This window comes from Acinetobacter portensis, from assembly GCF_009372215.1.
In the GTDB taxonomy this organism is placed as follows: Bacteria; Pseudomonadota; Gammaproteobacteria; order Pseudomonadales; family Moraxellaceae; genus Acinetobacter; species Acinetobacter portensis.
In genome coordinates, this window is the sequence record NZ_LWRV01000002.1 from 67,671 (window position 1) to 92,739 (window position 25,069).

A 25,069-nucleotide genomic window follows, 5' to 3' on the forward strand; every position below is an offset into this window, starting at 1 on the left:
AATAGCTCTAGCAAGTGAGATAGAAAAATGAGTATGAGCAAAGCAATTGTGAAACAAGGCTTAAAAGTTTTAGATTCAACAACGAAAAATCATTCGTATTTAGTCGATGCTGAAGGAAAAGAAGTACAAATTACTTCGACTATGGTTCGTAATGTATGTCATCAGTTGTTAAATCAATGTCGAAAAATTAAAAACTAAAAAAAGGGCTTAGATGGCCCTTTTTTTATCATCTGTGATTATTCAGTATCTGTTAAATTTTCTGTACTATTAATAAGAGATTCAAAGCGTTGAATTTCATCTTCTAAATGCGTCAGTAAATTTTGCATTTTAGGTAATGCGTTGCGACAGGCAGTTAAACCGACTTCTAACTTATCTAAATAGCTCGTCATTGTAATATTCAGTGCTTGACCATCTAATACAATAGAAGCAGGGTAGAGCGCATCTAATTTTGCGCCATTCCAATATAAAGGTTCAGATGGCCCCGGCACATTTGAAATTACAAGGTTGAAAGCTTGGCGTTTTGGCATCAGTCCTGATGCGATATTTAAACCTGCTGCGCCATAAACAAATGCGCTGTAATTTAAAATTTGACTTGAGTTCATTCGCTTAAATTTTTTCTTCGCATTTAACATACTTCGGCGAATGATTTTTAAGCGCTCTAAAGGTTCTTCTTTATGCGTGCCTAAATTTGCCAGAATCATGGTAATTCGGTTAGAAAGCTCTGAATTATCATCACGTACTGATGCTGGTACCATTGCGATCAGTGGCTTCTTTGGTAAAGCATTTTGTGTAATGAGGTATTCTCTTAATGCACCTGAGCACACAGCAAGAACGATATCGTTAATGGTTACATTGAGTGCCTTTGCAATGGCAGTTAAGCGTGAAAACTCATAAGATTGTGCAGCAAAACGACGTGAAGAACTGACACGTTGATTTAAAATACTGCTAGGTGCTTGAAAGCTAGAAACGTAATCTGGATTACGTCCAATATCTTTGGTAATGGTTTGAGATAACTCGTAAAGGACACCAGGAGTAGATTCTAACTGGTTTTTAACAGTCGAAATAAAACCTTTAATTTTACTTGCTTTAGGTTGTTTTAAACGTTTTGCACGAGGTCCTTCTACACACCAAGGCGGTACAATACTTTTTGCATCTGGATCATGTGATAAAGACTTTTCAACAAGTCGCATACCTGCAATACCATCTACCATTGCATGGTGGATTTTGAAGTACATCGCAAAACGATTGCCTTCAATTCCTTCAATAATATGGCAAGTCCACAAAGGTTTTGCACGGTCAATTAAAGCGCTGTGTTCTTGCGAAATATAGGTGAGTAATTCACGAATACGTCCTGGTTTTGGAAGAGCAATATGTCGGAAGTGATGATCTAAATCGAATTCCTGATCTTCATCCCAAAACAAACCATTTAGCTTATTATTAAATGGTGGAATAGGAATGGATTTTGAAGTACGAATATCTGCAACCAAATCTTGAATAAAAGATGCGGGAGCATTTTCAGGAATTTGAAATAAAAAAAGACCACCTACATGCATAGGCTGTTGACGTTTTTCTAAAGAAAGAAAAATGAAGTCAATGGGGTGTAATGGACGCATATTGCTGGTTGCCTCACTGCAATGCTAACGCTACTCCTGTATGAGCGGCCTTATTAGTATTTTAAATAGAAAGAAATTATAGCTGTTATTTGATAAAAAAGAATGAATTAATATGTATTCATAAGTCTAAAAAGAAACCACGATAAACGTGGTTTTTGAATTGAATTTATTGAAGATTATTTTTTTAAATTACCTGAGTGTAAACCACATTCTTTGTGGGTTGCTTCTTCCCACCACCAACGACCTTCACGTTCATGTTGGTTTGGTAAAACAGGGCGTGTACAAGGCTCGCATCCAATAGAAGTAAAACCACGTTCATGTAGTGGATTATATGGAATTTCCATCATACGAATATAGTTCCAAACATCTGTACTTGACCAGTTCGCAAGCGGATTGTATTTAATAAGCTGTTTCCCTACACCTGAAAAGCCGACATCTGCTTGTACAACAGGAATTTCATTACGTGTTCCCGGGCTTTGATCTTTACGTTGACCTGTAATCCAACCATCTAAAGTAGCTAATTTTTTACGAAGCGGTTGAACTTTACGAATACCGCAACATTCTTTGTGATCATCTTGATAAAAACTAAAGAAGCCTTTTTCAGTTACAAGCGCTTGTACTGCTTCAGATTCGGGAAAACAAATTTCAATATCAATTTTATAATGTTTACGAACTTGGTCGATAAATTGATATGTTTCAGCATGAAGGCGACCTGTATCTAAACTAAAGACGCGAAATGGCTTACCTAAATGCGATGCCATATCTATAAGAACAACATCTTCAGCCCCTGAAAATGAAATAGCAATTTCACCTTCTTGGCTAAGTGCAAGTTCTAAAATTTCATTAGGAGATTTATCTGCATATTCCGATGCAAGTGCATCGACAAGATCAATGGTGGGAATAATTGTCATGAGTGTCCTGGCTATAGGCTTGGCTACATCTAAACCTATATTAATTTATTTCACATGTATTTTAATAGAAATGAAATAGTAGACTTATCACTAAAAAATAAATACTTATGAATAAAATAGATTTAAAAAACAGCACTGAGTTTAAATGCTTCAGTTATGATGATGCAAAATTTTTCATATACAAAAAAGGGGAATGCCATGGAAGTTGTTTGTCTTGATTTAGAAGGAGTTTTAGTTCCAGAAATTTGGATTAACTTTGCCAAAAAAACTGGAATTAAAGAACTAGAAGCGACAACACGAGATATTCCTGATTATGATGTTTTGATGACTCAGCGTTTAAATATTTTAAAAGAACATGGTTTGGGCTTAAATGATATTCAAGCCGTAATTGCTGAAATGGGACCTTTTGAAGGCGCTAAAGAGTTTGTTGAATGGGTGCGTACGCATTTTCAATTGATTATTTTGTCTGATACTTTCTATGAATTTGCGCATCCATTGATGAAGCAATTGGGTTGGCCAACTATTTTTTGCCATAAATTAGAAACAGATGAAAATGGTGTCATCACAGATTATAAACTTCGCCAACCCGATCAAAAACGTAAAGCTGTACAAGCATTACATGGTTTAAATTTCCGAGTGATTGCAGCAGGTGATTCTTATAACGATACAACAATGCTTGGTGAGGCAGATGCAGGTTTCTTATTTGATGCACCTGAAAATGTAATTTCAGAATTTCCACAATTCCCATCAATAAATGGCTATGCAGCACTTAAAGAAGCAATTCGTAATGCTTCAGTTCGTGATATTTCTGCTTAGTTGTGATTGATTAAGTAAGAAAAAAGGCGCATTAAGCGCCTTTTTATATTCTAAATATCAGAATTTATAACCAATTTTCATACCATAACCAATTGCATGGTTATCAGTGAATTCGCCAACAGGTTTTCCACCTGTTTGAGCTGTAGCATCGCCTAACCAGAAGTATTTAACACCGGCTTGAATGAAGTAGTTTTCAGCAGGGCTATATTGAGCACCTAAACCAAGACTCCAATAGCCTTCAGTTGGGCCAAGTGTTGTTACAGGGTTTCCTGCACCTGAGTCGTAACCTACAGCAGCCGTTGCAGCCCACTTGCTGTTAAATTTATGAGATGTACCAACAGTTGCAGAATATTGATCATCTGAATAAGAAATTAGATCTTGACCTAGTTGGCCTAAGTGAGTCGGTGATACAACGAATTGATCCCAGTGTACCCAACGTAAATTTGCGAAAACTAAAGTATTTAGGGAAATGCCAGTTTGTAAATCAATATTTACAGACTGAGGTGTTACGGCTTGAATTTCATTAACAAGGATGTTTCCTCGAGTGTAAGCAGAGCTTTCATGAGAAGTAGCATTATGTTTAATTTCAGAACGATAAGTTACAGCTGCTTTTAATGCGATCTCTGGTTTTGAATAAGCAAACCCAGCAGCCCATCCGTATGCTTCTTTTTGATCGACTTGGATGTTGTAATTAGAGCGACTATAAGCAGCACCACGTAATGAGATGTCAGCCTCTACTGTTTGCCATACAGGCCCTGCATAAAAATTCCAGTTTTCTGTCGGTTGGTAACCAAGTAAAGTAGTAATATTATTTGTTTTAACTTTTACGCTTGTACCTTCAGTTGAAGATGCAAAGTCTGAACCATCTACTGCGTATTGAGCATCGGCACCATAAGGTTGGTCATAGATAAGACCTAGTGAAATTTTGTCTGTTGCTTGAATTTTTACAGCTGCAGTTGCGAAAACATAGTTATCACCCATGTCTCCCACTTTATTGTTATTATTGTCTTTACCTTTTACCGTAGGGTCTAAAATAGAAATGCCTGCTTCAGCATAGTTACCTGATTGTAAAAATGCAGAAATAGATTGACCAGAACGATCAAGACCAGCAGCCATTGTGCACAATGGAAGTGTTGTTAGTGTAAGTGCAATATAAAGTTTGTTGAGCTTCATGGTCTTTCCCTGATGCTATTTGTAACTAAAAGTGGTGGAAAAGTAACACAAATAAAAAAAGAGTAAATACTCAACTATATAAAATACATTGACTTGTAAGGTGAAAATATAAATTAACTAGAGTAAAAGACCTAAAAAATAAACTTATGTGAATGATTCCTAAATGAAAAATAAAAGTATGGATGTATTTAATACAAAAAGTTTAAATGTTTATAAAAAGAACAATTAAAATATGGGGGATAAATATTATTTTTTAAGCAATTAAAAAAGACCACTTAAAGTGGTCTTTTTATTTTAACTAAGAACTTAAGTTCTTAGAATTTATAGCCGATTTTCATACCATAACCAATTGCATGGTTGTCTTTAAATTGACCAACATTGTTGCTACCAGCTGTTAATGCCTGTGCATCACCTAGCCAGAAGTATTTAACACCACCTTGAATAAAGTAGTTAGAAGCAGGGCTGTATTGAGCACCTAAGCCAAGGCTCCAATAACCTTCAGTTGGACCAAGAGTGGATACAGGGTTACCAGCACCAGAATCCCAACCTACAGATACGTTAGCACCCCATTTTTCTGAGAATTTACGACCCACACCAGCATTAATTGTCCATTGGTCTTTGTCATATTGAACGAGTGTATCTGCTACTCGTGCTGGATTCCCTTTTAAAGCCTGCCCAAAATAGTTTGGTGTGATAGAAAAGCCATCCCAATTAACCCAGCGTACATTTGCAAATGCAACTGTGTTAGTCGCAATGCCTGTTTGGAAATCTAAGTTAACAGATTGTGGCGTTGTAACCTCAGTTTTTCCAGGTGTGAAAGCTGGGTTTTGGCTAAAAATTACTGTTCCAAATCCACCTGTTTCTGTAGCATCTAATTTGTGTTTGATTTCAGAGCGGTAAGTTAAAGATGTTTTAAGTGCAATTTCAGGAATTTGGTATGCAACACCCGCTGCCCAGCCCCATGCATCAGCACTTTTCATAGTCGCATCATATGAACCAAATTGCGTATTTCCGCCATATGCTTGACCACGTAAATGTACTTCTCCCTTAGCTTGTTGCCATACTGGACCTGCGTAGAAGTTCCAATTTGCATTAGGCTGGAAGCCAACTAAAAGTGTTAAGTTTTCTGTAGTTACTTCAGCTGATGTGCCTTCACGACCTGTAGGTGTTTGTGTTGCAAACATATGATTATCAGAATTATATTGAGCTTTAGCACCAAAAGGTTGATCAAATAATAAACCTACTGAAATATTGTCTGTAGCTTGTATTTTTAATGCGGCAGAAGCTGAGTGATAACTTGCAGCCATATCGCCTGTATTATTACCTAAAGCATCTTTACCAGATACATCCGCATCTAAAACTGAAAGACCAGCTTCTGCATAGTTACCTGGTTGTAAGAAAGCTGAAATTGATTGACCTGTACGGTCCATTGCCGCAGCGAAAGCACCAGTCATTGGTACAGTTGCAAGAATCATTGCTACGCTAAGCGTTTTTAATTTCATTGTTCATTGTCCCTTGAATATAAGTCTTTATCACTTTTTAATTTAGTTTGTGGTGATTGGAGGTAACGGCTTTACAAACCATAATCAAAAGTTACTCCATGCGACAAAAATATCACAATTAAAATAAGAGTAAATACTCTAGAAAAAAAATATTGAGAATTTTGTGGTTTTAATAGAGTTTAAACTCTATTTTATATATCATTTTTACATATTAATTGTTGAATTTTAATAAGTTGTTTTTTGAACTAAATGGTCTAAAAAAAATATTTTTTTTGTAACTAGTGCCTTTTTTTGATACACATAATTGATATATATGTCACATATTAATGCATTGTATGAAAATATTGATTAGTTATAGCGCGAAAAGTGGCTTAAATAAAAAAAGACTATTCAATGAATAGTCTTTTTTATTGGTTAAATATTTAGAATTTGTAACCGATTTTAAAGTTATAGCTTAAAGCATGATTGTTATTAAACTCTGTATCATATTGGTCTGAATTTAGGGCTATTTGTTTAGAGTGCTGACCTTTAACATCATCTAACCAAATATATTTGATACCTGTATTGAACAAAATAATTTGATGCAGGGCTATATTGAACACCTAAGCCAGTACTCCATGAACCATTAATTGGGGTGTAGTGACTGATATGATCACCGACACCAGAATCCCAGCCTAAAGAACCGTTCACTTGCCATTTGTCTGATAGTTTTTGTATTACACCTAAGTCAAGAGACCACTGATCTTTTTTATATGTAATAGGGTCATAGCCACCCTGTAATCCAGCAGATGTGGAGGGGGTTGATGAGAAGTTAGCCATCCTGTGTTTGTAGTCTAGAAGATTCATTTCAAAATTCTTCCAGTTTATCCAACGTACATTAGCAAGTAGGGTGGTTTTTGAATTAATTTGACTATTTGTTTCTATATTTACAGATTGTGGAGTGGTAAGTGAATCATCCCCAGTTGGTCTCGATGCTAAGTTTGTAAAGGCTGGTGTGCTCTGTAATTCTTCGGCAGAGAACTTATGTTTTATTTTAGACCTGTAGGTTATGGATGCTAAATGCTTGCTATCATTTGTTTTGAAGGATAACCCACCCAACCATATGCTTCATCATTAAATTTTGCAGCATAAGTAGATTGCTCGATTATTTGATTACCTGTGCTGTGTGTGCCTCGTGGCGTAAAATTACCGTTTAAATATTGATATGAAGGACCTAAGAATACATTCCAATTATTATTGGGTTGATAGCCAAATAGTATAGTAATATTTTTCGTATCAATTTTAAACTGAGTTTTTGTACTGGGAAGTCCTAAGTACAGTAATGCTTGTTCGTAATTGGTGTCTATTCCAAAAGGTTCATCATAAATTAAGCCCATAGAAATTTTTTCGTTTATTTGAGCTTTTATTGTTAAGTCGGGAACTAGGAATGTGCTGTTTAAGTCACCTAAGTTCAGATTTTGGTAAGAAGAGGCAACAACACGGCCCATAATATTGTTGGTGGTTTTGGCAGAAATACTCTGATCTGTAACATTAAATCCTGCTTCAAAATAGTTACCAGGTTCTAAAAAGGCAGAAACTGATTGATTTGAGCGTTCTAAAGCAGCAGCAAAGATACTAGTTGCTGGCAATGTTGCTATTAAAGTAGCAATATAAAGTTGGTTTAATTTCATAGTAATTCCCTTGGTTTTTATGGTGATGCAATGTGCAGTTGTTGTTTAAAGTGTGAAATGTGTTGTTTTATTGTTTGAAATTTATCATTAAAAATTATATTTGTGTAGTTGTTTTGTTTTACTAATTATGTGAATTTGTAAGAATTAATACATTTTTTAAATCTAATTATTAGCTATATTTATGCCTGAACCTTTTAAGTAAAGATTGTAGTTGAATGTTGATCTAGTTTATTGATATGAAAAAAGTCTAAATAAAGTAATTTTTTTTGAGTTTTTTTGAAATATATCTATATTTATCAGTGTTTAATTTTTTTTAATATATATATAAGTGTATTTTAAAATAATATGGTTTGTGCGCCCTGCGGGACTCGAACCCACGTCGGTCGCTTAGGAGGCAACTGCTCTATCCAGTTAAGCTAAGGGCACAAAGAATGTTGCCTAATTTAGCTGAAAATAGGTCAAAAAAAAAGGTTATCACCGAAGTAATAACCTTTTAATTTAACGCGAATTTCTAAATTTCGTCACTTTCAACTTTTACATCACTTAAATCTTTCGGATTTAATCGATCAAAAAGAACCAACATTAGTGTGATCCAAATAGGAATCATCACCACAGACTCTTTAAAACCTTGATCCCACATGATGTATAGAACAATAGCAATAAAAATTAAAACAATATAATTACTTACTGGTGCCCAAAGCGCAGGATAAGATGTTTTAAAATTCAAAACACGCTTCGCACGTCTAAATTGTAAATGGGTGAGGGTAATCATCGCCCAGTTAAGAACCAATGCACCAACGACCACATACATTAAATGACCAAGTGCTTCTTCTGGTACAAAGTAGTTTAAAAGTACACAGCCAAAAATTAACAATGCAGAAAGCAAAACAGCTGGAATTGGTACACCTTGTTTATTTACTTTAGCAAATACTTTTGGTGCATTTCCTTGTTTTGCTAAGCTGTAAAGCATACGGCTATTGGCATACATACCACTGTTATAAACAGATAATGCAGCAGTTAAAATAATAAAGTTGAGTAAATGTGCAGCCCAATTAATGCCAAGTTGACTAAAAATCATCACAAATGGGCTTTTATCTAAACCGCCAAGTTCTAATTGATTCCAAGGCACTAAAGATAAAAGAATTGCAAGAGAGCCGATATAGAAAATCAAAATTCGGAAAACAACTTGGTTGATTGCTTTAGGAATGGTTTTCTTTGGATTGTCTGCTTCGGCAGCTGCCATTCCAATAAGCTCGATACCACCAAATGCGAACATAATGAAAGCGAGCATAAAGAATAGACCTTCAAATCCATTCGGAAAGAATCCACCTTGGCTCCAAAGGTTGCTAAAAGATGCTGTTGAGTTTGAATCTGCGGTTAGTAATAAAAATAGACCGAAAATAATCATAGAGACAACAGCGGCTACCTTAATGATAGACAGCCAGAATTCAGATTCGCCATAAAATTTTACATTGCCTAAGTTAACGGCTGTAATGATAACGAAAAAGAACAGTACAGATGCCCATGCAGGAATAAAGGGCCACCAATAGTTAATATATTTAGCAACAGCAGTCAGTTCTGTCATTGCCACTAAAATATATAAAATCCAATAGTTCCAGCCAGTTAAAAAGCCTGGAAACTTACCCCAATATTTATATGCAAAGTGACTAAATGAACCTGCTACAGGTTCATGAACAATCATTTCGCCTAATTGACGCATAATTAAAAAAGCAATTAAGCCACCAATCGCATAACCCAAAATAATAGATGGACCTGCGGATTGAATGACTTGAGCGGAACCTAAGAATAAGCCCGTACCAATTGCACCACCCATGGCAATTAATTGGATATGACGGTTCTTTAAGCCACGCTGAAGTTCAGTAGTATTTTTATTCAAGTTTTTCAGCCCGACGATGAATAAGTATCAAGATTGTAATAGATCGATTGCAATTAGCCTAGAGAAACGCTAAAAGGCAACGAATATCATGATATTTGTAAAAAATATTTATAAATAAAATATATATAAATATTAGTACAATCAAGCAAATAAATTAAACAAATAGTGTAAAAAAGTTGAAAAATATTTTTTGGGGTGTGTTGTTTTTTTATACTTAAGTCATGTATGCATACAGCGAGATTAAAAACACAGTATGCTAGATTTGGTTATTAGAAAATATTGTAAATATAAAGACAAAGGGATGTCTAAATGAGCTTTGCAGCACAAGTTAAAATTCAAGCAACTTATATGCGTGGTGGTACAAGTAAAGGTGTATTTTTTAAATTAGATGATTTACCTCAAGAAGCTCAAGTTGCAGGAAAAATAAGAGATCAAATTTTACTTCGTGTAATTGGAAGCCCAGATCCGTATGGAAAACAAATAGATGGAATGGGTGGGGCAACGTCAAGTACAAGTAAAACGGTTATTTTATCTAAAAGTTTACAGCTAAATCATGATGTGGATTATCTGTTTGGGCAGGTTGCAATAGATAAGCCTTTTGTAGATTGGAGTGGAAATTGTGGCAATCTAACTGCGGCAGTTGGTGCTTTTGCTATCAATAATGGCTTGGTAGATTTAGACAGAATTCCTGAAAATGGGATTTGCACTGTTCGTATTTGGCAAAAGAATATTGAAAAAACCATTATTGCACACGTGCCGATTACGCAGGGGCAAGTTCAGGAAACAGGAAATTTTGAACTTGATGGAGTGACATTTCCTGCAGCGGAAGTTCAAATTGAATTTTTAGACCCTGCAGATGATGGTGAAGATGGAGGGGCAATGTTTCCAACGGGAAATGTTGTCGATACTTTAGATGTGCCAAATGTTGGAACATATCAGGCGACATTTATAAATGCGGGTATCCCTACTATATTCTTAAATGCAGAAGAGCTTGGTTTTGATGGTACTGAGTTACAAGATGTAATTAACGGTGATGCTAAAATTTTAGAAAAATTTGAAACCATTCGTGCCTATGGTGCAAAGCAGATGGGGTTAATTCAAGATATTTCCGAAGCAGTAAATCGTCAACATACACCTAAAATTGCATTTGTAGCATCATCGAAAGCATATACATCTTCAAGTGGTAAACTCATTTCAGAGCAAGACACCGATTTATTGGTTCGCGCACTTTCTATGGGAAAACTTCATCATGCCATGATGGGGACTGCTGCTGTTGCTATAGGTACGGCGGCTGCAATTCCGGGAACATTGGTGAATTTGGCGGCAGGAGGTGGCGAGCGCGAAGCTGTGCGTTTTGGTCATCCATCGGGGACTTTGCGTGTTGGTGCGCAAGCATTAAAAGAAAATGGTCAATGGGTAGTGAAAAAAGCAGTAATGAGTCGCAGTGCTCGAATTTTGATGGAAGGTTGGGTGCGAATTCCTGCTGATCATTTGAGATAATTAATCTTCAGCTGATGGATAAAACGCCTCTATAATTAGAGGTGTTTTTGTTTATTTTACTTATATAAAAATAATAAAAGTTGATGTGGGTTTATACATCAAAAAAAAAGTATGAATATCTATTTATATGTACAATAGCCAACAGTTAAATTGACCATCTTTAAATGGCTAATTTTAATTTGGAATTTATAAAATTATAGAGGCTCACGTGTCATCATCAGCAGACATACAAAATAATGTACTTTCCGCAGCGCAACAGCGTATTCAACAAGATTTGTTGACCGCTTTAGATGCATTTGCGATTCCTGAACCTTTAAAAGGCGCGGTGCATCATGCGGTTATGTTGGGTGGTAAGCGTGTTAGACCTGCATTGGCATATGCAACAGCATCTATAAAGCCGAACTTAAATTATGCGGCAGTACGTCGTGCCGCAGTTGCGATTGAGCTTATTCATTGTTATTCGTTAGCACATGATGATTTGCCTTGTATGGATAATGACTTATTGCGTCGTGGTCAACCGACTTGTCACGTCGCTTTTGGTGAAGATACTGCACTTTTAGCGGGAGATATTCTTCAATCGATGGCATTTGAAATTTTAGGAAGTCGTTTGTTTGATCAGGGTGCTGCGGTCGATGCTTCAATTGTCTTGAAACAAATGCAAATTTTAGCGACAGCTTCATCAAAAATGGTATGTGGTCAAGTTTTAGATTTGCAGGCAGAAGGCAAGCGTGTTGATCAAGAAGCATTGGAAAATATTCATCGTAATAAAACAGGTGCACTTATTTCTGCGGCTGTCATGATGTCTGCGGTTGCTATTTTTGATGGGGTGGATGTTGCAATTCCTAAATTACGCGAATATGCACAAGCCATTGGTTTAGCATTTCAAGTTCAAGATGATATTTTGGATATTACTGCTGAAACGGAAGTTTTGGGTAAAACAGCAGGTAAAGATGAGTTGGTAGAGAAATCGACCTATCCTGCATTAATGGGCTTAGATAAAGCTATTGAGTATGCACAAGAATTACATGATCAGGCATTTTTAACTTTAGAATATTTTGGTGGTTCTGCTGAAGAATTGGTTTTAATTTCTCAGTTTTTACTTCACCGTAAAAAATAGCTTTTAAAATTAGAAGCAATTTTTCTTTAGTAAAGAATGAAATAAAAAAAGCGTGCAATAAAGGCACGCTTTTTTTTAGTTTTTAAAAACTATTCTGTAATGGTTGCATCAGGAACAATAATTTTTTTCCCATTTTTGATGGCTTGTAGTGCATCAGCATCAAAGTCAATGAGTAGTGAGTTGTTTGCAACATTAATTGAATATTTGCTAATGAGTTTTTTATCACCATTCAGTGTTTCCACTTTGTATTCATCGGCAATGTTGAGAATGCCATCTAAATTTGTGGTTGCAGACGCTTTGTCATGGCGAAATAATTCATAGATGTCACGTAAATCAAAAATAGCATTTTCAGCATCTGGGTGCTTACTGATGTAGTTCTCAACATGGCGAATAATAAGTTGTGCGTATAAGAAATAATTGGGTTTATGAGTAATATCTAAATTCATATATTTGCGCCCTTATTGTTTAATTTTTGATTGGATAACATAGAAATAGCACACTTAAAGAGAATATTTAAATAGCTTTATGTATTGTTTTTCAAATTTTTTACAAAAACAAATAATTACATAAATGTTAATTTGGGGGAAAAATACAATAAAACAAATAGATAAATTAATTTTTATGAGATTAATAATCATTTATGGGTAAATATTCGATTAAATTATTATGTTTTTTATGTTGATTAAATTTTTACATTTTATTTTTTTGATGGCCTAAAACGATTAAATCCTGAGTTGTGTGCTTAAAATGTAAAAAATATCGAAAATGATGAAAAAATCATCCAAAAGACTAGGGCTTATAAACTAGCAAGATACATCATCAATCAGGTACAATTGGAAGGATTAATTTTGTGTTTGGTGTATTTGAAGGCCAATACATACATTCTTTGTTAATAAATAGGCCTGCCAGGAGTTATCCCCGCATGAGTGCCATTACTCCATACGAATGGGCAATTATTGCCTTCGTGATCGGCGTTACATTTTTATGCGCTTTTATGCTCACTGTCCCGTTACTCCTTGGGGGTAAGTCGTGGGGGCGAGCTAAGCAAGAACAATTCGAGTCGGGTGTTGTAGGTGCCGGTGGCGCACGTATTCGCTTGTCCGCTAAATTTTATTTAGTGGCAATTTTCTTTGTTGTCTTCGACTTAGAGGCTCTTTATCTATACGCATGGGCTGCTTCAGTTCGTGAAGTAGGATGGGTTGGTTTTGCTACAGCTGCTGTATTTATTTTAGTTTTACTCGTTGGTTTGGTTTATGAGCTATCAACAGGAGCACTTAATTGGGCACCTTCAGATAAGCGTAAAGCAGCAGGGATTAAACCTAAAATCGGTTCTCCAAATATGGATATAGCTGAAATTACGCGCTTTAACTCAATTGAAGAGTTGGTTATGGACCCTACAGGTCAAATTCCAGCGCAATCTTCTGGTCGTGTGAAACCAAAAACACCGACTGCATCATCTGACAAGGAGTAAATACGGGATGAAATACACCTTAACCCGTGCGAATCCGGATGCTGATCAATATCCACTTCAAGAGCGTCAAATCGTTACAGATCCGCTTGAAGATGAAGTGAATAAAAATGTGTTTATGACTCGTTTAGAGGATTTAGCACATACAGCAGTAAACTGGGGTCGTAAAAACTCAGTTTGGCCGTTTAACTTTGGTACATCTTGCTGCTACGTAGAGTATGCAACGACTTTAACAGGCGTGCATGACTTGTCACGTTTCGGTGCCGAAGTAATTCGTGCTTCGCCACGTCAAGCAGACTTGATGATTGTTGCAGGGACTTGCTTTGTTAAGATGGCACCTGTAATTCAACGTTTGTACGAGCAAATGCTTGAGCCTAAATGGGTTATCTCAATGGGTGCATGTGCAAACTCAGGCGGTATGTACGACATTTACTCGGTTGTACAAGGCGTGGACAAAATTATTCCTGTCGACGTTTATGTGCCGGGTTGCCCGCCACGTCCTGAAGCATTAATTCAAGCATTAATGTTGCTACAAGACCAAATTCAACTCGAGCGCCGTCCACTTTCAGCGGTGATTGGTGATGATCTTAAGCCAGTGTATAAGCCAAAGATGCAGCCAGAACGTGATCGTAAGAATGCACAGCGTATTGCAGTGAAAAACTTACGCTCGATGGATGAAATTAAATAATTTAAGTGACAAATTTTTGATGCACCCGAATGGGTGTAGTTGTCGTTTAAGTTGACTGAATTTGTATTAAATAGGAAGCCAAGCCAATGGCTGAAACTGAAATTGCTATGCCAGAGTCAACGCCTGTTGATTCACGCCCTGCATTTGCAATTGTAGAAGAGCTCAAAACCAAATTTGGTGAGAACTTCTATGTGCAAACGACTTTTGAAGATTTTCCAACGGTCTGGGTTGAGCGCGCACGTGTACAAGACGTTTTAATGTTCTTGCGCAAAGTCGAACGTCCTTACGTGATGTTGTTCGACTTATCTGCTACAGATGAGCGTTTACGTACCCATCGTGACGGTTTGCCTGCATCTGACTTTACAGTGTTCTATCACTTGTTATCGTTAGAGCGAAATAGTGATATTCGTATTAAAGTTGCTTTGTCTGAGAATGATGTAAATCTTCCTACGGCAACGAACATTTGGCCAAATGCCAACTGGTACGAGCGTGAAGCTTACGATATGTTCGGGATCAATTTCGAAGGGCATCCAATGCTCCGTCGTATTTTGTTACCTACATATTGGGAAGGTCACCCACTTCGTAAAGAATATTCTGCACGTGCGACTGAATATACGCCGTACATGCAAAACCAAGCGAAACAAGATTTCGAACAAGAACATTTACGTTTTGTACCTGAAGATTGGGGGCTAAAACGTGGAAATGATGATGAAGATTTCATGTTCTTGAACTTGGGTCCTAACCATCCATCTGCGCACGGTGCATTCCGTATTATTTTGCAGTTAGATGGCGAAGAAGTGAAAGACTGTGTGCCTGATATCGGTTATCACCACCGTGGTGTGGAAAAGATGGCTGAACGTCAAACTTGGCATTCATTCATTCCGTATACAGACCGTGTCGATTACCTAGGTGGCTGTGCACAGAACATGCCTTATGTAATGGGTGTGGAGCAAATGGCAGGAATTACAGTTCCTGACCGTGCACAATGTATCCGTGTCATGATGTCTGAATTGTTCCGTATTAATAACCACTTATTGTTTATTGGTACAGCGATTCAAGATGCGGGTGGTATGACCCCTGTATTCTATATGTTTGCAGATCGTCAAAAAATCTATGATGCGATTGAAGCAATCACAGGTTACCGTATGCACCCAGCGTGGTTCCGTATTGGCGGTACAGCGCATGACCTTCCAAACAACTGGCAACATCTCATTCGCGAAATCCTAGATTGGATGCCGAAGCGTATGAACGAATACTACACAGCAGCATTGAAAAACTCAGTGTTTGTTGGTCGTACGCGTAACGTTGCTCAGTATGATGCGAAATCTGCATTGGCTTGGGGTGTGACTGGTACAGGCTTACGTGCAACAGGTATCGATTTCGACGTTCGTAAATATCGTCCGTATAGCGGTTACGAAAACTACGACTTCGATGTGCCATTAGAGTATGAAGGCGATGCTTATGCACGTGTCATGGTTCACTTCCGAGAAATTGAAGAATCATTGAAAATCGTGAAGCAATGTTTAGACAACATGCCTTCTGGTGCATATAAAGCAGATCATCCATTGGCTGTTCCGCCACCAAAAGATAAAACATTACAAGATATTGAGACGCTAATTACGCACTTCTTGAGCGTATCTTGGGGTCCTGTAATGCCTGCTGGTGAAGCATCTGTAATGGCTGAAGTGGTAAAAGGTGCGTCTAACTACTACTTGACTTCAGATAAGTCAACGATGAGTTACCGTACTCGTATTCGTACACCAACTTTCACGCATTTACAGCAAATGCCTTCTGTGATTAACGGCAGCTTAATGTCTGACTTGATCATTTATTTAGCGACAATTGACGTCGTAATGGCTGACGTGGATCGCTAAGGGGTAAACGCATTATGATGATTTTGACAGATAAAAAACCACGTGTGACGGTTGAAGGAATTTTAACTTCGGAAGAAATTCATGAAATTGAACATCACATTGGTCACTATCCGTATCCACGCGCTGCATGTTTAGATGCATTGAAGTGTGTACAACGCCGTAATGGTTGGGTAGATGATGCGCAAATGAATGCAATTGCTCAAATGTTAAGTATGACAGTTGCAGATTTAGAAGGTGTTGCTACTTTCTATAATCGTATTTATCGCCAACCTGTAGGTCGCAACGTAATTTTATTATGTGATTCAATTGCATGCTTCTTAATGGGCGCGGAAACTTTAGCAGAAGCTTTCCAACGTGAATTAGGTATTCAATTTGGTCAAACGACAGCTGATGGTCGTTTCACTATTTTGCCAATTTGCTGTTTGGGTAACTGCGATAAAGGTCCAACCTTAATGATTAATGAAGATACTCACGGTTTAGTGGAAGTGTCTTCAGTTAAACAGTTATTGGAGAAGTATGTATGAATACTGAACCAAAACCAATTTATGGCGACGGCAACCCAGAAACTCATCCGCTAACATGGCGTTTGAGCAAACAGGAAAACGTGCGCAGTGCAGATGATTACGAAACACTTGAAGGTTATGCAGGCTTTAAAAAAGCATTAGGTATGAAACCTGCTGAAGTGTTAGATGTCATTAAAGCTGCAACTGTAAAAGGCCGTGGTGGTGCAGGTTTCCCAGCAGGGATTAAGTGGTCATTGATGGCGCCAAATGATGGTGGCCCTCGTTACCTCATCTGTAATGCCGATGAAATGGAACCAGGTACTTTCAAAGACCGTTTGTTGATGGAAAAACTTCCACATCAATTGATCGAAGGTATGTTGATTGCAGGCTATACGCTTGAAGCAACACAAGGTTATATCTTCATCCGTGGTGAATACATTGAAGCTGCTCAATACTTAAATGAAGCATTAGAGCAAGTTCGTGCGAAAGGTTACTTAGGTGAAAACATCCTAGGTACAGGTTGGAACTTCGATTTACACGTACATACGGGTGCGGGTCGTTATATTTGTGGTGAAGAAACTGCATTGATTAACTCGCTTGAAGGTCGTCGTGCAAACCCTCGTACTAAACCACCATTCCCGCAAGTTGCAGGTGCTTGGGGTCGTCCTACAATTGTCAACAACGTAGAGACCTACAACAACTTACCAGCAATCATGCTTCGTGGTCCTGAATGGTATATCGGTTTATCTGAAGGTAAGTCGAAAGATCCAGGTACGAAAATTTACGGTGCTTCAGGTAAAGTGAAATTCCCTGGTTTATGGGAACTTCCATTTGGTACAACTGCTCGCGAAGTGATCGAAGATCATGCTGGTGGTATGCGTGATGGCTTAACGCTGAAAGCATGGTTACCAGGTGGTGCATCTACAGACTTCTTGGCTGCTGAACACATTGACTTGCCTATGGATGCTGAAAGCATCATGAAAGCAGGTTCACGTTTAGGTACGTGCTTGTTGATGGTTGTTGACCAAACTCAATGTATGGTTTCTGCAACACGTAACTTAGAAGAATTCTTTGCACGTGAATCTTGTGGTTTCTGTACACCATGTCGTGATGGTTTACCTTGGGCTGTTAAAGCGCTTAAAGCACTTGAAGATGGTACAGGTAAGAAAGAAGATATCGATCACTTACAAGAACTTACTCGTAAGCTTTGGATTGGTAAAACTTTCTGTGCTCACGCACCTGGTGCGATGGAACCGCTTATGGGCGCACTCAAACATTTCCGTGGCGAATTTGAAGCAAAAGTAGTTGATGCTGCTGCTCAAATTAGCAACGTAGAACAAGCTTAAGGAATTCGACTATGGCTACAATTCATGTCGATGGCAAATCGTATGAAGTCGATGGTTCAGAGAACTTGCTACAAGCATGTTTATCTTTGGGTATTGATATTCCGTACTTTTGTTGGCATCCATCCTTAGGTTCTGTCGGTTCTTGCCGTCAATGTGCTGTGACCCAATATGCGAATCCGGAAGATACCCGTGGTCGCTTGGTTATGTCATGTATGACGCCTGCGTCTGACAATACCTATATTTCTATTGAAGACAACGAAGCAAAGACATTCCGTGCTTCAATCGTTGAATTCTTAATGACGAATCACCCACACGACTGTCCAGTGTGTGAAGAAGGTGGTCATTGTCATTTACAAGATATGACTGTGATGACACAGCATGATCGTCGTCGTTACCGTTTCACAAAACGTACGCATTATAACCAAGAGCTAGGCTCATTCATTTCTCACGAAATGAACCGTTGTATCGCATGTTACCGTTGTGTTCGTTACTACAAAGATTATGCTGGTGGTACAGACTTTGGTGTGTATGCAAGTGCATCACGTGTTTACTTCGGTCGTCCTGAATCAGGTACTTTGGAATCTGAATTCTCAGGTAACTTGACTGAAGTATGTCCAACAGGTGTATTCACTGATAAAACGCATTCTGAGCGTTATAACCGTAAATGGGACATGCAGTATGCGCCAAGCGTATGCCAAGGCTGTTCTTCAGGTTGTAATATTTCTCCGGGTGAGCGTTATGGCGAATTGCGTCGTGTAGAAAACCGTTTCAACGGTGAAGTAAACCAATACTTCCTATGTGATAAAGGTCGTTTCGGTACAGGTTATGTGAATAACGCTGATCGTCCACGTCAACCACAATTCCGTTCAGGTGATAACGTAACTACAGTTTCTGTAGACAAAGCACTTGATACAGTAATTGAAAATATCCAAGGCAAAAAAGTATTGGGTATTGGTTCACCACGTGCATCTCTTGAATCTAACTTCGCGCTTCGTGAATTGGTGGGTCAAGAAAATTATTCAACAGGTTTGTCTCAAAAAGAACAAAGCCTTGTTGAATTAGCGGCTTCAATCATGCAAACAGAGGGTGTTTATAACCCGAATATGCGTGAAATTGAAAGCTACGATGCTGTGTTGATTTTGGGTGAAGACTTAACTCAAACTGCGCCTCGTATGGCTTTATCTGTTCGCCAAGCTGCGAAAAATAAAGGCAAAGAGATGGCAGCTGAGCGTCGTACTCAAGAATGGTTGGCTGAACCTGTTCAACGTATTGCACAAGATGCGAAATCTCCAATCTACATTCTAGCTGCAACGCAAACACGTTTAGCTGATGTTGCGACAGGCGAAGTTGTTGCTTCTCCAAACGATATCGCGCGTTTAGGTTTTGCAATTGCTGCAGGCGTGAAAGGCGAAAGCATTCTTGGTTTAGATGATGATGCGAAAGCATTTGCTCAAACTATTGCTGATACTTTAAAAGCTGCGAAAAAGCCACTGATCATCTCGGGTACTAGCTTACAAGATGCTGCAATCATGGAAGCTGCTGCACAAGTTGCACAGAACCTTGGTAATGCAGGTCTGACATTGACTGTTCCTGAAGTGAACTCAATGGGCTTGGCAATTTTAGGTGGTCAAAGCTTAGAACAAGCTTTTGCACAAGATTACGATGCAATCATTGTGGTTGAAAATGACCTTTACCGTCGTTTACCTGCAAAACAAGTTGATGCTGCTTTAGCGAAAGTGAAAGATGTGATTGTTCTTGATCATGCTGAAACTGAAACTGTTAAGAAAGCCTCTGTGGTTCTTTCTGCTGCAAGCTTCGCTGAAGGTGATGGTACTGTTGTATCTCAAGAAGGCCGTGCACAACGTTTTTACCAAGTGTATGACCCAAGCTACTACAAACCAGAACTTGCAATTAAAGAATCTTGGCGCTGGTTACACGCTTTAGAAACAGGCGTAAAAGGTCAAGCAATCTCTTGGAGTGTTCTTGATGATGTGATTGAATCAGTTGCGAAAAACGTACCTGCTTTAGAAGCAATTCAAGATGTAGCGCCAGATGCAGGCTTCCGTGTTCATGGTCTTAAAGTTGCGCGTGAACCACGTCGTTACTCAGGTCGTACGTCTATGCGTGCACCATTGTCTATTCATGAGCCGAAACAACCTACAGATAAAGATTCTGCATTAACATTCTCTATGGAAGGTTATGTAGGTAATCAAACGCCATCTCCACTTGTACCATTTGCATGGTCTGCAGGTTGGAATTCTCCGCAAGCTTGGAATAAATTCCAAGATAAAGTGGGTGGTTCATTAAAAGGTGGTGATTCTGGTATTCGTCTGTTTGATCGTTTAGCGAAGCGTCCTGCGCGTACTTTCGTTGCTCCAGCACCTGTACTTGTGAATGCTGAAAGCTTCCGTCTTGTACCTATGCATCATATCTTTGGTTCTGGTGAATTTACTGTGAAAACACCTGCAATGGAATCGCGTATTCCTGAAGCGGTATTTGCAGTAGGCGAACAAGATGCTGCACGCTTGAATGTTCAAGATGGTCAAACAATTACGGTTAAAGCAGGGGAAACTTCAATTGTTCTTCCTGTACTCGTAATTGAATACTTACCAACAGGTTATATTGGTTACCCAATTGGTTTAGCACCAACGGTATCACTTGCAGAGCCTGTTTCAGTCGCGGTAGGAGTGTAATTCATGGAACAAGAATTAATCCGTCAAACGCCGATGTGGGCTGAAAATTGGCCAATTGCCTATTCAGTCATTCAAGCGATTGTGATCTTACTTGTTGTGGTTTTGATTGCAGCTTTGATGTCTTTTATTGAACGTCGTTTACTTGGCTTATGGCAAGACCGTTATGGTCCGAACCGTGTAGGTCCAGGTGGTATGTTCCAGATTGTTGCCGACATGCTTAAAATCATGTTCAAAGAAGACTGGACACCAAAATTCGCTGACAAATTAACATTCCGTATGGCTCCAGCAGTTGCGATGGCAACTGCGGTGCTATCGTTCATGGTTATTCCTGTTTCACCTTATTTAGGTGTTGCAGACATGAGCATTGGCTTATTGTTCTTTATGGCAATGGCAGGTATTGCAGTATATGCAGTACTTTTCGGTGGTTGGTCATCAAATAACAAATATGCGTTATTGGGTGGTTTACGTTCTGCAGCTCAAACTATTTCTTATGAAGTGTTCTTGGGTATTTCCCTCATGGGTGTGGTGGCAATTGCTGGCTCATTTAACATGCGTGAAATTGTAGAAGCACAGAAAGATGTTTGGTTTGTTATTCCACAATTCTTAGGTTTCTTAATTTTCGTGGTTGCGGGTGTTGCGGTAACGCATCGTCATCCATTTGACCAACCAGAAGCTGAACAAGAATTGGCAGAGGGTTACCACGTCGAGTATGGCGGTATGAAGTGGGGTATGTTCTTCGTTGCGGAATACGTAAACGTTGTACTTATTTCAGCACTTATCGTGACTTTGTTCTTTGGTGGTTGGTTAGCGCCATTCAACTTAGATATTCCATTCCTTCCAGCTGCATTCTGGTTCATTATTAAAACAGCATTCTTTGTAATGATGTTTGTATTGGCGCGTGGTTCATTAATGCGTCCACGTTATGACCAAGTAATGAATTTTGGTTGGAAAATTTGCTTGCCATTGGCATTGGTGAACCTTTTGGTGACTGGTGCTGTGATTCTGATGAATCAGGCCTAAGACAGCAGGGAGAATAAAATGTTTAAGTTTCTAGCTGGATTTGGGTCAATTATACGTTCACTGTGGATGGTTTTCTCACACGTGACACGTAAACGTGACACCATTTTATATCCGGAAGTGAAAGCCGAAGACATCGTGCCACCACGTTTCCGTGGTCGTATCGTGTTAACTCGTGACCCAGATGGTGAAGAGCGCTGTGTTGCTTGTAACCTATGTGCGGTTGCCTGCCCAGTAGGTTGTATTTCACTACAAAAAGCAGAAAAAGAAGATGGTCGTTGGTATCCGGAATTCTTCCGTATCAACTTCTCACGTTGTATTTTCTGCGGTATGTGTGAAGAAGCATGTCCAACGACTGCAATTCAAATGACACCTGATTTCGAGTTAGGTGAGTATGTGCGTCAAGACCTTGTATATGAGAAAGAAAACTTACTTATCTCAGGTCCTGGTAAATATCCTGACTATAATTTCTACCGTGTAACAGGTATGGCAGTTGCAGGTAAAGATAAAGGTCAAGCGCAACGTGAAAGTGCGCCAGTTGATGTACGGAGTCTATTACCATGATGTGGCCATTTTATTTGATGGCACTTGTGGCCATTGTCTCTACAGTTCGTGTTGTAACAAACACGAACCCTGTACACGCTTTATTAAGCTTGATCGTGTCATTACTTGCTGTTGCAGGTATGTTCATGATCGTTGGTGCGCCATTCGCTGGTGCGCTTGAAATTATTGTTTATGCTGGCGCGATCATGGTGTTATTCGTGTTCGTTGTAATGATGCTAAATCTTGGTGAACATACAGTTGAACAAGAAAGCAAATGGTTAACATCATCTGCATGGGCATATCCAGCATTAATGAGTTTCTTAATGGGCTTATTGCTTGTTTGGATGCTTGGATCAGATTACACGCACAGTGTGGCGCTTATGGGACAAGAAATTGTAGGTCCTAAAGTAGTTGGTCAAGCACTCTTTACTCACTATTTATTATTGGTTGAAGTAGCCGCAATGTTATTGCTCGCAGCACTTGTTGCAGCATTCCACATTGGTAAACGTGAACCAAGTGCTGAAGAGGAAAAAGAATAATGGGCAACATCCCTTTAGAACATGGTTTGATCGTTGCGACCATTCTTTTTGCACTTGGTTTTTACGGTGTAATGGTTCGACGCAACCTATTATTTATTTTAATGAGCCTTGAAATCATGATGAACGCTGCTGCTTTAGCGTTTGTATTGGCAGGTAGTGCATGGGCACAACCAGATGGCCAAATCATGTTCATCTTGATCTTAACGCTTGCTGCGGCAGAGGCGTGTATCGGTCTTGCGATCGTGCTTCAGTTTTACCATCGCTTCCATCATTTGGATGTGGATGCTGCTAGTGAGATGCGCGGATGAGTTATTTATATTTAACAGTATTGTTTCCGCTCATTGGTTTTATCCTTTTAGCGGCAGGACGTACAAAGCTTCCTGAAAATGTTGCGGCAATTATTGGTGTAGGTTCTGTTGGACTTTCAGCTTTATTTGCATTAATTGCAGGTTTCGATTTCGTTAATAACGGATCGGTTGCAACAACTCAACATCTTTGGACTTGGTTTAATGTTGGCGGTTTTTCTCCAGCATTTAGCTTACATTTAGATGGTCTATCATTATTGATGATGGGCATGATCACAGGTGTGGGTTTCTTAATTCATATCTTTGCATCATGGTATATGCGTGGTGAAGAAGATTTCGCGCGTTTCTTCTCTTATTTCAACTTATTCGTAACAAGCATGTTGCTTCTTGTTTTAGGCGACAACTTAGCATTGTTATTCTTAGGTTGGGAAGGCGTTGGTCTTTGCTCATACTTGCTCATTGGTTACTACTACCAAACACCAGCAAATGGTTTTGCAGCAATTAAAGCATTTACAGTAACGCGTATTGGTGATGTATTTTTACTGATCGCACTGTTCTTGATTTACCAACAATTCGGCACATTACACATTGCAGAAGTTGTAGCTGCTGCGCCAACAGTTTTGGCTCAGAGTTCTTCAATTGCAATTTGGACAGCTTTAATGTTGTTCTTGGGTGCTGCAGGTAAATCTGCGCAAATTCCATTGCAAACTTGGTTAGCAGATGCAATGGCAGGTCCTACACCTGTTTCTGCATTGATCCATGCTGCAACAATGGTGACAGCGGGTATTTACCTATGCTGCCGTATGTTCTCTGTATTTGAACAAGCACCTGAAGTGATGGTGTTTATCTCAATTACAGGTGCGGTGACATTGATTGTTGCTGGTTTTGCTGCATTGGTTCAAACAGACATCAAACGTATTTTGGCTTACTCAACAATGAGTCAGTTGGGCTACATGTTTATGGCTGTGGGTGCTGAAGCTTACCAAGCTGGTCTGTTCCACATGTTGGCACATGCCTTCTTTAAAGCGTTATTGTTCCTTTCTTCTGGTGCTGTGATTCTTGCTTACCATCACGAACAAAACATCTTCAAAATGGGTGGCTTGTTTAAACATAACAAATTCCTATTTGCATGTTTCGCGATTGGTGGCGGTGCCTTAGCTGCAATTCCATTCTTAACTGTAGGTTTCTTCTCTAAAGATGCAATCCTTGGTGCAGTTTGGGTTCAGGGTCAATCAATTGCAATTTATGATTGCTTGTATTGGACAGGTGTTGCTGGTGCGTTCTTAACATCAATTTATACATTCCGTTTAATTTGGGTTGTATTCTTTGGTAAAGAAAACACGCCTTACCACGCAATTAAAGGTGCATCTTACTGGTTACCTTTAGGTATTCTTGCAGTGCTTTCAACTTTTGTAGGTGCAGCATTAAAAGCACCTGTAGAAGGTATTCTAAACGCAGCGCGTATTCCTGCATTCAATGTGCCTGAAGCACTTGAACATGGTATGCATTCTGCTGAATACACAGCGGTAGGTATTGCACTTGTAGGTCTTGTGATTGGTGTCGTGTTGTTTGCTTTTGCTTACAAAGCGGTTAAATCATTTGCAACAACTTGTTTTGGTGCTGGTCTTGTAAATATCTGTCGTAACGCACTTGGTTTCGATGCGCTGTATAACCTAGTATTTGTAAAACCATACTTGTTTATTGCGAAGATTCTAGGTCGTGACCCAATTGATAGCTTGTGGTTAGTTCTACCTGCTATTGTGAAAGGTGGTCATAGCTTTACAAGTTCACGTCAAACAGGTTCATTACGCGATTACGCATCAAGCATGGCTTTGGGCATTATTGTGTTATTGATGATTTTGATCGTGACTCAGGTTGTGGGGAAATAAGATGG

Annotated in this window: 23 protein-coding genes and 1 tRNA gene; 15 read left to right on the plus strand and 9 right to left on the minus strand. The window is 38.8% G+C overall.

The window, feature by feature from the left end; all coding sequences use genetic code 11:
* Nucleotides 1-27: 27 nt before the first annotated feature.
* Entirely contained in the window at nucleotides 28-198 is a 171-nt protein-coding gene (locus A6M14_RS14045; protein WP_171500216.1) for a PA1571 family protein, read from the plus strand.
* 38 nt (nucleotides 199-236) lie between these two features.
* On the opposite strand, the gene A6M14_RS00350 is transcribed toward A6M14_RS14045, so the two are convergent.
* Both A6M14_RS00350 and A6M14_RS00355 read right to left on the minus strand, forming a co-directional pair.
* Nucleotides 237-1,613, minus strand: a complete 1,377-nt coding sequence (locus A6M14_RS00350; protein WP_152872793.1) for a WS/DGAT/MGAT family O-acyltransferase — start codon at nucleotides 1,611-1,613, stop codon at nucleotides 237-239.
* Nucleotides 1,614-1,789: 176 nt separating this feature from the next.
* Complete coding sequence (locus A6M14_RS00355) at nucleotides 1,790-2,524, minus strand: phosphoadenylyl-sulfate reductase (protein WP_152872794.1); 735 nt, start codon at nucleotides 2,522-2,524, stop codon at nucleotides 1,790-1,792.
* Between the two features lie 198 nt (nucleotides 2,525-2,722).
* Here A6M14_RS00355 and thrH point away from each other — a divergent pair, with 198 nt between their 5' ends.
* Nucleotides 2,723-3,340 (plus strand): bifunctional phosphoserine phosphatase/homoserine phosphotransferase ThrH, encoded by a 618-nt coding sequence (gene thrH, locus A6M14_RS00360; RefSeq protein WP_152872795.1) that lies wholly within the window; start codon nucleotides 2,723-2,725, stop codon nucleotides 3,338-3,340.
* A gap of 57 nt (nucleotides 3,341-3,397) precedes the next feature.
* Here thrH and A6M14_RS00365 read toward each other — a convergent pair whose 3' ends face one another.
* The 6 genes from A6M14_RS00365 to A6M14_RS00390 all read right to left on the minus strand — a co-directional run bounded on the left by A6M14_RS00365 (nucleotide 3,398) and on the right by A6M14_RS00390 (nucleotide 9,582).
* On the minus strand, nucleotides 3,398-4,513 hold the full coding sequence (locus A6M14_RS00365; RefSeq protein ID WP_152872796.1) for an OmpP1/FadL family transporter: 1,116 nt from the start codon (nucleotides 4,511-4,513) through the stop codon (nucleotides 3,398-3,400).
* 314 nt (nucleotides 4,514-4,827) lie between these two features.
* Nucleotides 4,828-6,015, minus strand: a complete 1,188-nt coding sequence (locus tag A6M14_RS00370; RefSeq protein ID WP_152872797.1) for an OmpP1/FadL family transporter — start codon at nucleotides 6,013-6,015, stop codon at nucleotides 4,828-4,830.
* Nucleotides 6,016-6,549: 534 nt separating this feature from the next.
* Entirely contained in the window at nucleotides 6,550-7,113 is a 564-nt protein-coding gene (locus A6M14_RS14290) for an outer membrane protein transport protein (RefSeq protein WP_152872798.1), read from the minus strand.
* Nucleotides 7,071-7,685 carry an outer membrane protein transport protein gene (locus A6M14_RS14295; RefSeq protein ID WP_152872799.1) on the minus strand — a complete coding sequence of 205 codons (615 nt, stop codon included), beginning with the start codon at nucleotides 7,683-7,685 and terminating at the stop codon, nucleotides 7,071-7,073. Before A6M14_RS14295 ends, A6M14_RS14290 begins: the two co-directional genes overlap by 43 nt.
* A 353-nt stretch (nucleotides 7,686-8,038) precedes the next feature.
* Nucleotides 8,039-8,111: transfer RNA gene (locus A6M14_RS00385), tRNA-Arg, on the minus strand.
* A gap of 85 nt (nucleotides 8,112-8,196) precedes the next feature.
* Nucleotides 8,197-9,582 carry an amino acid permease gene (locus A6M14_RS00390; protein ID WP_152872800.1) on the minus strand — a complete coding sequence of 462 codons (1,386 nt, stop codon included), beginning with the start codon at nucleotides 9,580-9,582 and terminating at the stop codon, nucleotides 8,197-8,199.
* 309 nt (nucleotides 9,583-9,891) lie between these two features.
* On the opposite strand from A6M14_RS00390, the gene prpF reads away from it, so the two are divergent.
* Both prpF and A6M14_RS00400 read left to right on the plus strand, forming a co-directional pair.
* On the plus strand, nucleotides 9,892-11,082 hold the full coding sequence (gene prpF / locus A6M14_RS00395; RefSeq protein ID WP_152872801.1) for a 2-methylaconitate cis-trans isomerase PrpF: 1,191 nt from the start codon (nucleotides 9,892-9,894) through the stop codon (nucleotides 11,080-11,082).
* 208 nt (nucleotides 11,083-11,290) lie between these two features.
* Nucleotides 11,291-12,199: a farnesyl diphosphate synthase gene (locus A6M14_RS00400; protein ID WP_188110825.1), complete on the plus strand. Its 909-nt coding sequence runs from the start codon at nucleotides 11,291-11,293 to the stop codon at nucleotides 12,197-12,199.
* Between the two features lie 89 nt (nucleotides 12,200-12,288).
* Here A6M14_RS00400 and A6M14_RS00405 read toward each other — a convergent pair whose 3' ends face one another.
* On the minus strand, nucleotides 12,289-12,645 hold the full coding sequence (locus tag A6M14_RS00405; protein WP_152872802.1) for a hypothetical protein: 357 nt from the start codon (nucleotides 12,643-12,645) through the stop codon (nucleotides 12,289-12,291).
* Between the two features lie 476 nt (nucleotides 12,646-13,121).
* On the opposite strand from A6M14_RS00405, the gene ndhC reads away from it, so the two are divergent.
* The 11 genes from ndhC (at nucleotide 13,122) to nuoL (ending at nucleotide 25,064) form a co-directional block, all read left to right on the plus strand.
* Nucleotides 13,122-13,670 carry an NADH-quinone oxidoreductase subunit A gene (ndhC, locus tag A6M14_RS00410; RefSeq protein WP_152872803.1) on the plus strand — a complete coding sequence of 183 codons (549 nt, stop codon included), beginning with the start codon at nucleotides 13,122-13,124 and terminating at the stop codon, nucleotides 13,668-13,670.
* 7 nt (nucleotides 13,671-13,677) lie between these two features.
* Nucleotides 13,678-14,355: a NuoB/complex I 20 kDa subunit family protein gene (locus A6M14_RS00415; protein ID WP_152872804.1), complete on the plus strand. Its 678-nt coding sequence runs from the start codon at nucleotides 13,678-13,680 to the stop codon at nucleotides 14,353-14,355.
* Between the two features lie 86 nt (nucleotides 14,356-14,441).
* On the plus strand, nucleotides 14,442-16,229 hold the full coding sequence (nuoC, locus tag A6M14_RS00420; protein ID WP_152872805.1) for an NADH-quinone oxidoreductase subunit C/D: 1,788 nt from the start codon (nucleotides 14,442-14,444) through the stop codon (nucleotides 16,227-16,229).
* Between the two features lie 14 nt (nucleotides 16,230-16,243).
* Nucleotides 16,244-16,753 carry an NADH-quinone oxidoreductase subunit NuoE gene (gene nuoE / locus A6M14_RS00425; RefSeq protein ID WP_152872806.1) on the plus strand — a complete coding sequence of 170 codons (510 nt, stop codon included), beginning with the start codon at nucleotides 16,244-16,246 and terminating at the stop codon, nucleotides 16,751-16,753.
* On the plus strand, nucleotides 16,750-18,078 hold the full coding sequence (gene nuoF / locus A6M14_RS00430) for an NADH-quinone oxidoreductase subunit NuoF (RefSeq protein ID WP_152872807.1): 1,329 nt from the start codon (nucleotides 16,750-16,752) through the stop codon (nucleotides 18,076-18,078). The genes nuoE and nuoF overlap by 4 nt, the downstream gene beginning before the upstream one ends.
* A gap of 11 nt (nucleotides 18,079-18,089) precedes the next feature.
* Nucleotides 18,090-20,771 (plus strand): NADH-quinone oxidoreductase subunit NuoG, encoded by a 2,682-nt coding sequence (gene nuoG / locus A6M14_RS00435; RefSeq protein WP_152872808.1) that lies wholly within the window; start codon nucleotides 18,090-18,092, stop codon nucleotides 20,769-20,771.
* Between the two features lie 3 nt (nucleotides 20,772-20,774).
* Nucleotides 20,775-21,791 (plus strand): NADH-quinone oxidoreductase subunit NuoH, encoded by a 1,017-nt coding sequence (gene nuoH, locus A6M14_RS00440; RefSeq protein WP_152872809.1) that lies wholly within the window; start codon nucleotides 20,775-20,777, stop codon nucleotides 21,789-21,791.
* Nucleotides 21,792-21,809: 18 nt separating this feature from the next.
* Nucleotides 21,810-22,352: an NADH-quinone oxidoreductase subunit NuoI gene (nuoI, locus tag A6M14_RS00445; RefSeq protein WP_152872810.1), complete on the plus strand. Its 543-nt coding sequence runs from the start codon at nucleotides 21,810-21,812 to the stop codon at nucleotides 22,350-22,352.
* The gene (gene nuoJ, locus A6M14_RS00450; RefSeq protein ID WP_171500219.1) at nucleotides 22,352-22,870 is read left to right on the plus strand and encodes an NADH-quinone oxidoreductase subunit J; all 519 of its coding nucleotides are present in this window, start codon (nucleotides 22,352-22,354) and stop codon (nucleotides 22,868-22,870) included. The genes nuoI and nuoJ overlap by 1 nt, the downstream gene beginning before the upstream one ends.
* Complete coding sequence (gene nuoK / locus A6M14_RS00455) at nucleotides 22,870-23,178, plus strand: NADH-quinone oxidoreductase subunit NuoK (protein ID WP_005007970.1); 309 nt, start codon at nucleotides 22,870-22,872, stop codon at nucleotides 23,176-23,178. Before nuoJ ends, nuoK begins: the two co-directional genes overlap by 1 nt.
* Nucleotides 23,175-25,064, plus strand: a complete 1,890-nt coding sequence (nuoL, locus tag A6M14_RS00460; RefSeq protein WP_152872812.1) for an NADH-quinone oxidoreductase subunit L — start codon at nucleotides 23,175-23,177, stop codon at nucleotides 25,062-25,064. Before nuoK ends, nuoL begins: the two co-directional genes overlap by 4 nt.
* Nucleotides 25,065-25,069: the final 5 nt, after the last annotated feature.

Excerpts from the sequence above, each read along its gene's own strand:
- A6M14_RS14045 (WP_171500216.1), top strand. The coding sequence starts at position 28 with ATGAGTATGAGCAAAGCAATTGTGAAACAAGGCTTAAAAGTTTTAGAT.
- A6M14_RS00350 (WP_152872793.1), bottom strand. The coding sequence starts at position 1,613 with ATGCGTCCATTACACCCCATTGACTTCATTTTTCTTTCTTTAGAAAAA.
- A6M14_RS00355 (WP_152872794.1), bottom strand. The coding sequence starts at position 2,524 with ATGACAATTATTCCCACCATTGATCTTGTCGATGCACTTGCATCGGAA.
- thrH (WP_152872795.1), top strand. The coding sequence starts at position 2,723 with ATGGAAGTTGTTTGTCTTGATTTAGAAGGAGTTTTAGTTCCAGAAATT.
- A6M14_RS00365 (WP_152872796.1), bottom strand. The coding sequence starts at position 4,513 with ATGAAGCTCAACAAACTTTATATTGCACTTACACTAACAACACTTCCA.
- A6M14_RS00370 (WP_152872797.1), bottom strand. The coding sequence starts at position 6,015 with ATGAAATTAAAAACGCTTAGCGTAGCAATGATTCTTGCAACTGTACCA.
- A6M14_RS14295 (WP_152872799.1), bottom strand. The coding sequence starts at position 7,685 with ATGAAATTAAACCAACTTTATATTGCTACTTTAATAGCAACATTGCCA.
- prpF (WP_152872801.1), top strand. The coding sequence starts at position 9,892 with ATGAGCTTTGCAGCACAAGTTAAAATTCAAGCAACTTATATGCGTGGT.
- A6M14_RS00405 (WP_152872802.1), bottom strand. The coding sequence starts at position 12,645 with ATGAATTTAGATATTACTCATAAACCCAATTATTTCTTATACGCACAA.
- ndhC (WP_152872803.1), top strand. The coding sequence starts at position 13,122 with ATGAGTGCCATTACTCCATACGAATGGGCAATTATTGCCTTCGTGATC.
- A6M14_RS00415 (WP_152872804.1), top strand. The coding sequence starts at position 13,678 with ATGAAATACACCTTAACCCGTGCGAATCCGGATGCTGATCAATATCCA.
- nuoC (WP_152872805.1), top strand. The coding sequence starts at position 14,442 with ATGGCTGAAACTGAAATTGCTATGCCAGAGTCAACGCCTGTTGATTCA.
- nuoE (WP_152872806.1), top strand. The coding sequence starts at position 16,244 with ATGATGATTTTGACAGATAAAAAACCACGTGTGACGGTTGAAGGAATT.
- nuoF (WP_152872807.1), top strand. The coding sequence starts at position 16,750 with ATGAATACTGAACCAAAACCAATTTATGGCGACGGCAACCCAGAAACT.
- nuoG (WP_152872808.1), top strand. The coding sequence starts at position 18,090 with ATGGCTACAATTCATGTCGATGGCAAATCGTATGAAGTCGATGGTTCA.
- nuoH (WP_152872809.1), top strand. The coding sequence starts at position 20,775 with ATGGAACAAGAATTAATCCGTCAAACGCCGATGTGGGCTGAAAATTGG.
- nuoI (WP_152872810.1), top strand. The coding sequence starts at position 21,810 with ATGTTTAAGTTTCTAGCTGGATTTGGGTCAATTATACGTTCACTGTGG.
- nuoJ (WP_171500219.1), top strand. The coding sequence starts at position 22,352 with ATGTGGCCATTTTATTTGATGGCACTTGTGGCCATTGTCTCTACAGTT.
- nuoK (WP_005007970.1), top strand. The coding sequence starts at position 22,870 with ATGGGCAACATCCCTTTAGAACATGGTTTGATCGTTGCGACCATTCTT.
- nuoL (WP_152872812.1), top strand. The coding sequence starts at position 23,175 with ATGAGTTATTTATATTTAACAGTATTGTTTCCGCTCATTGGTTTTATC.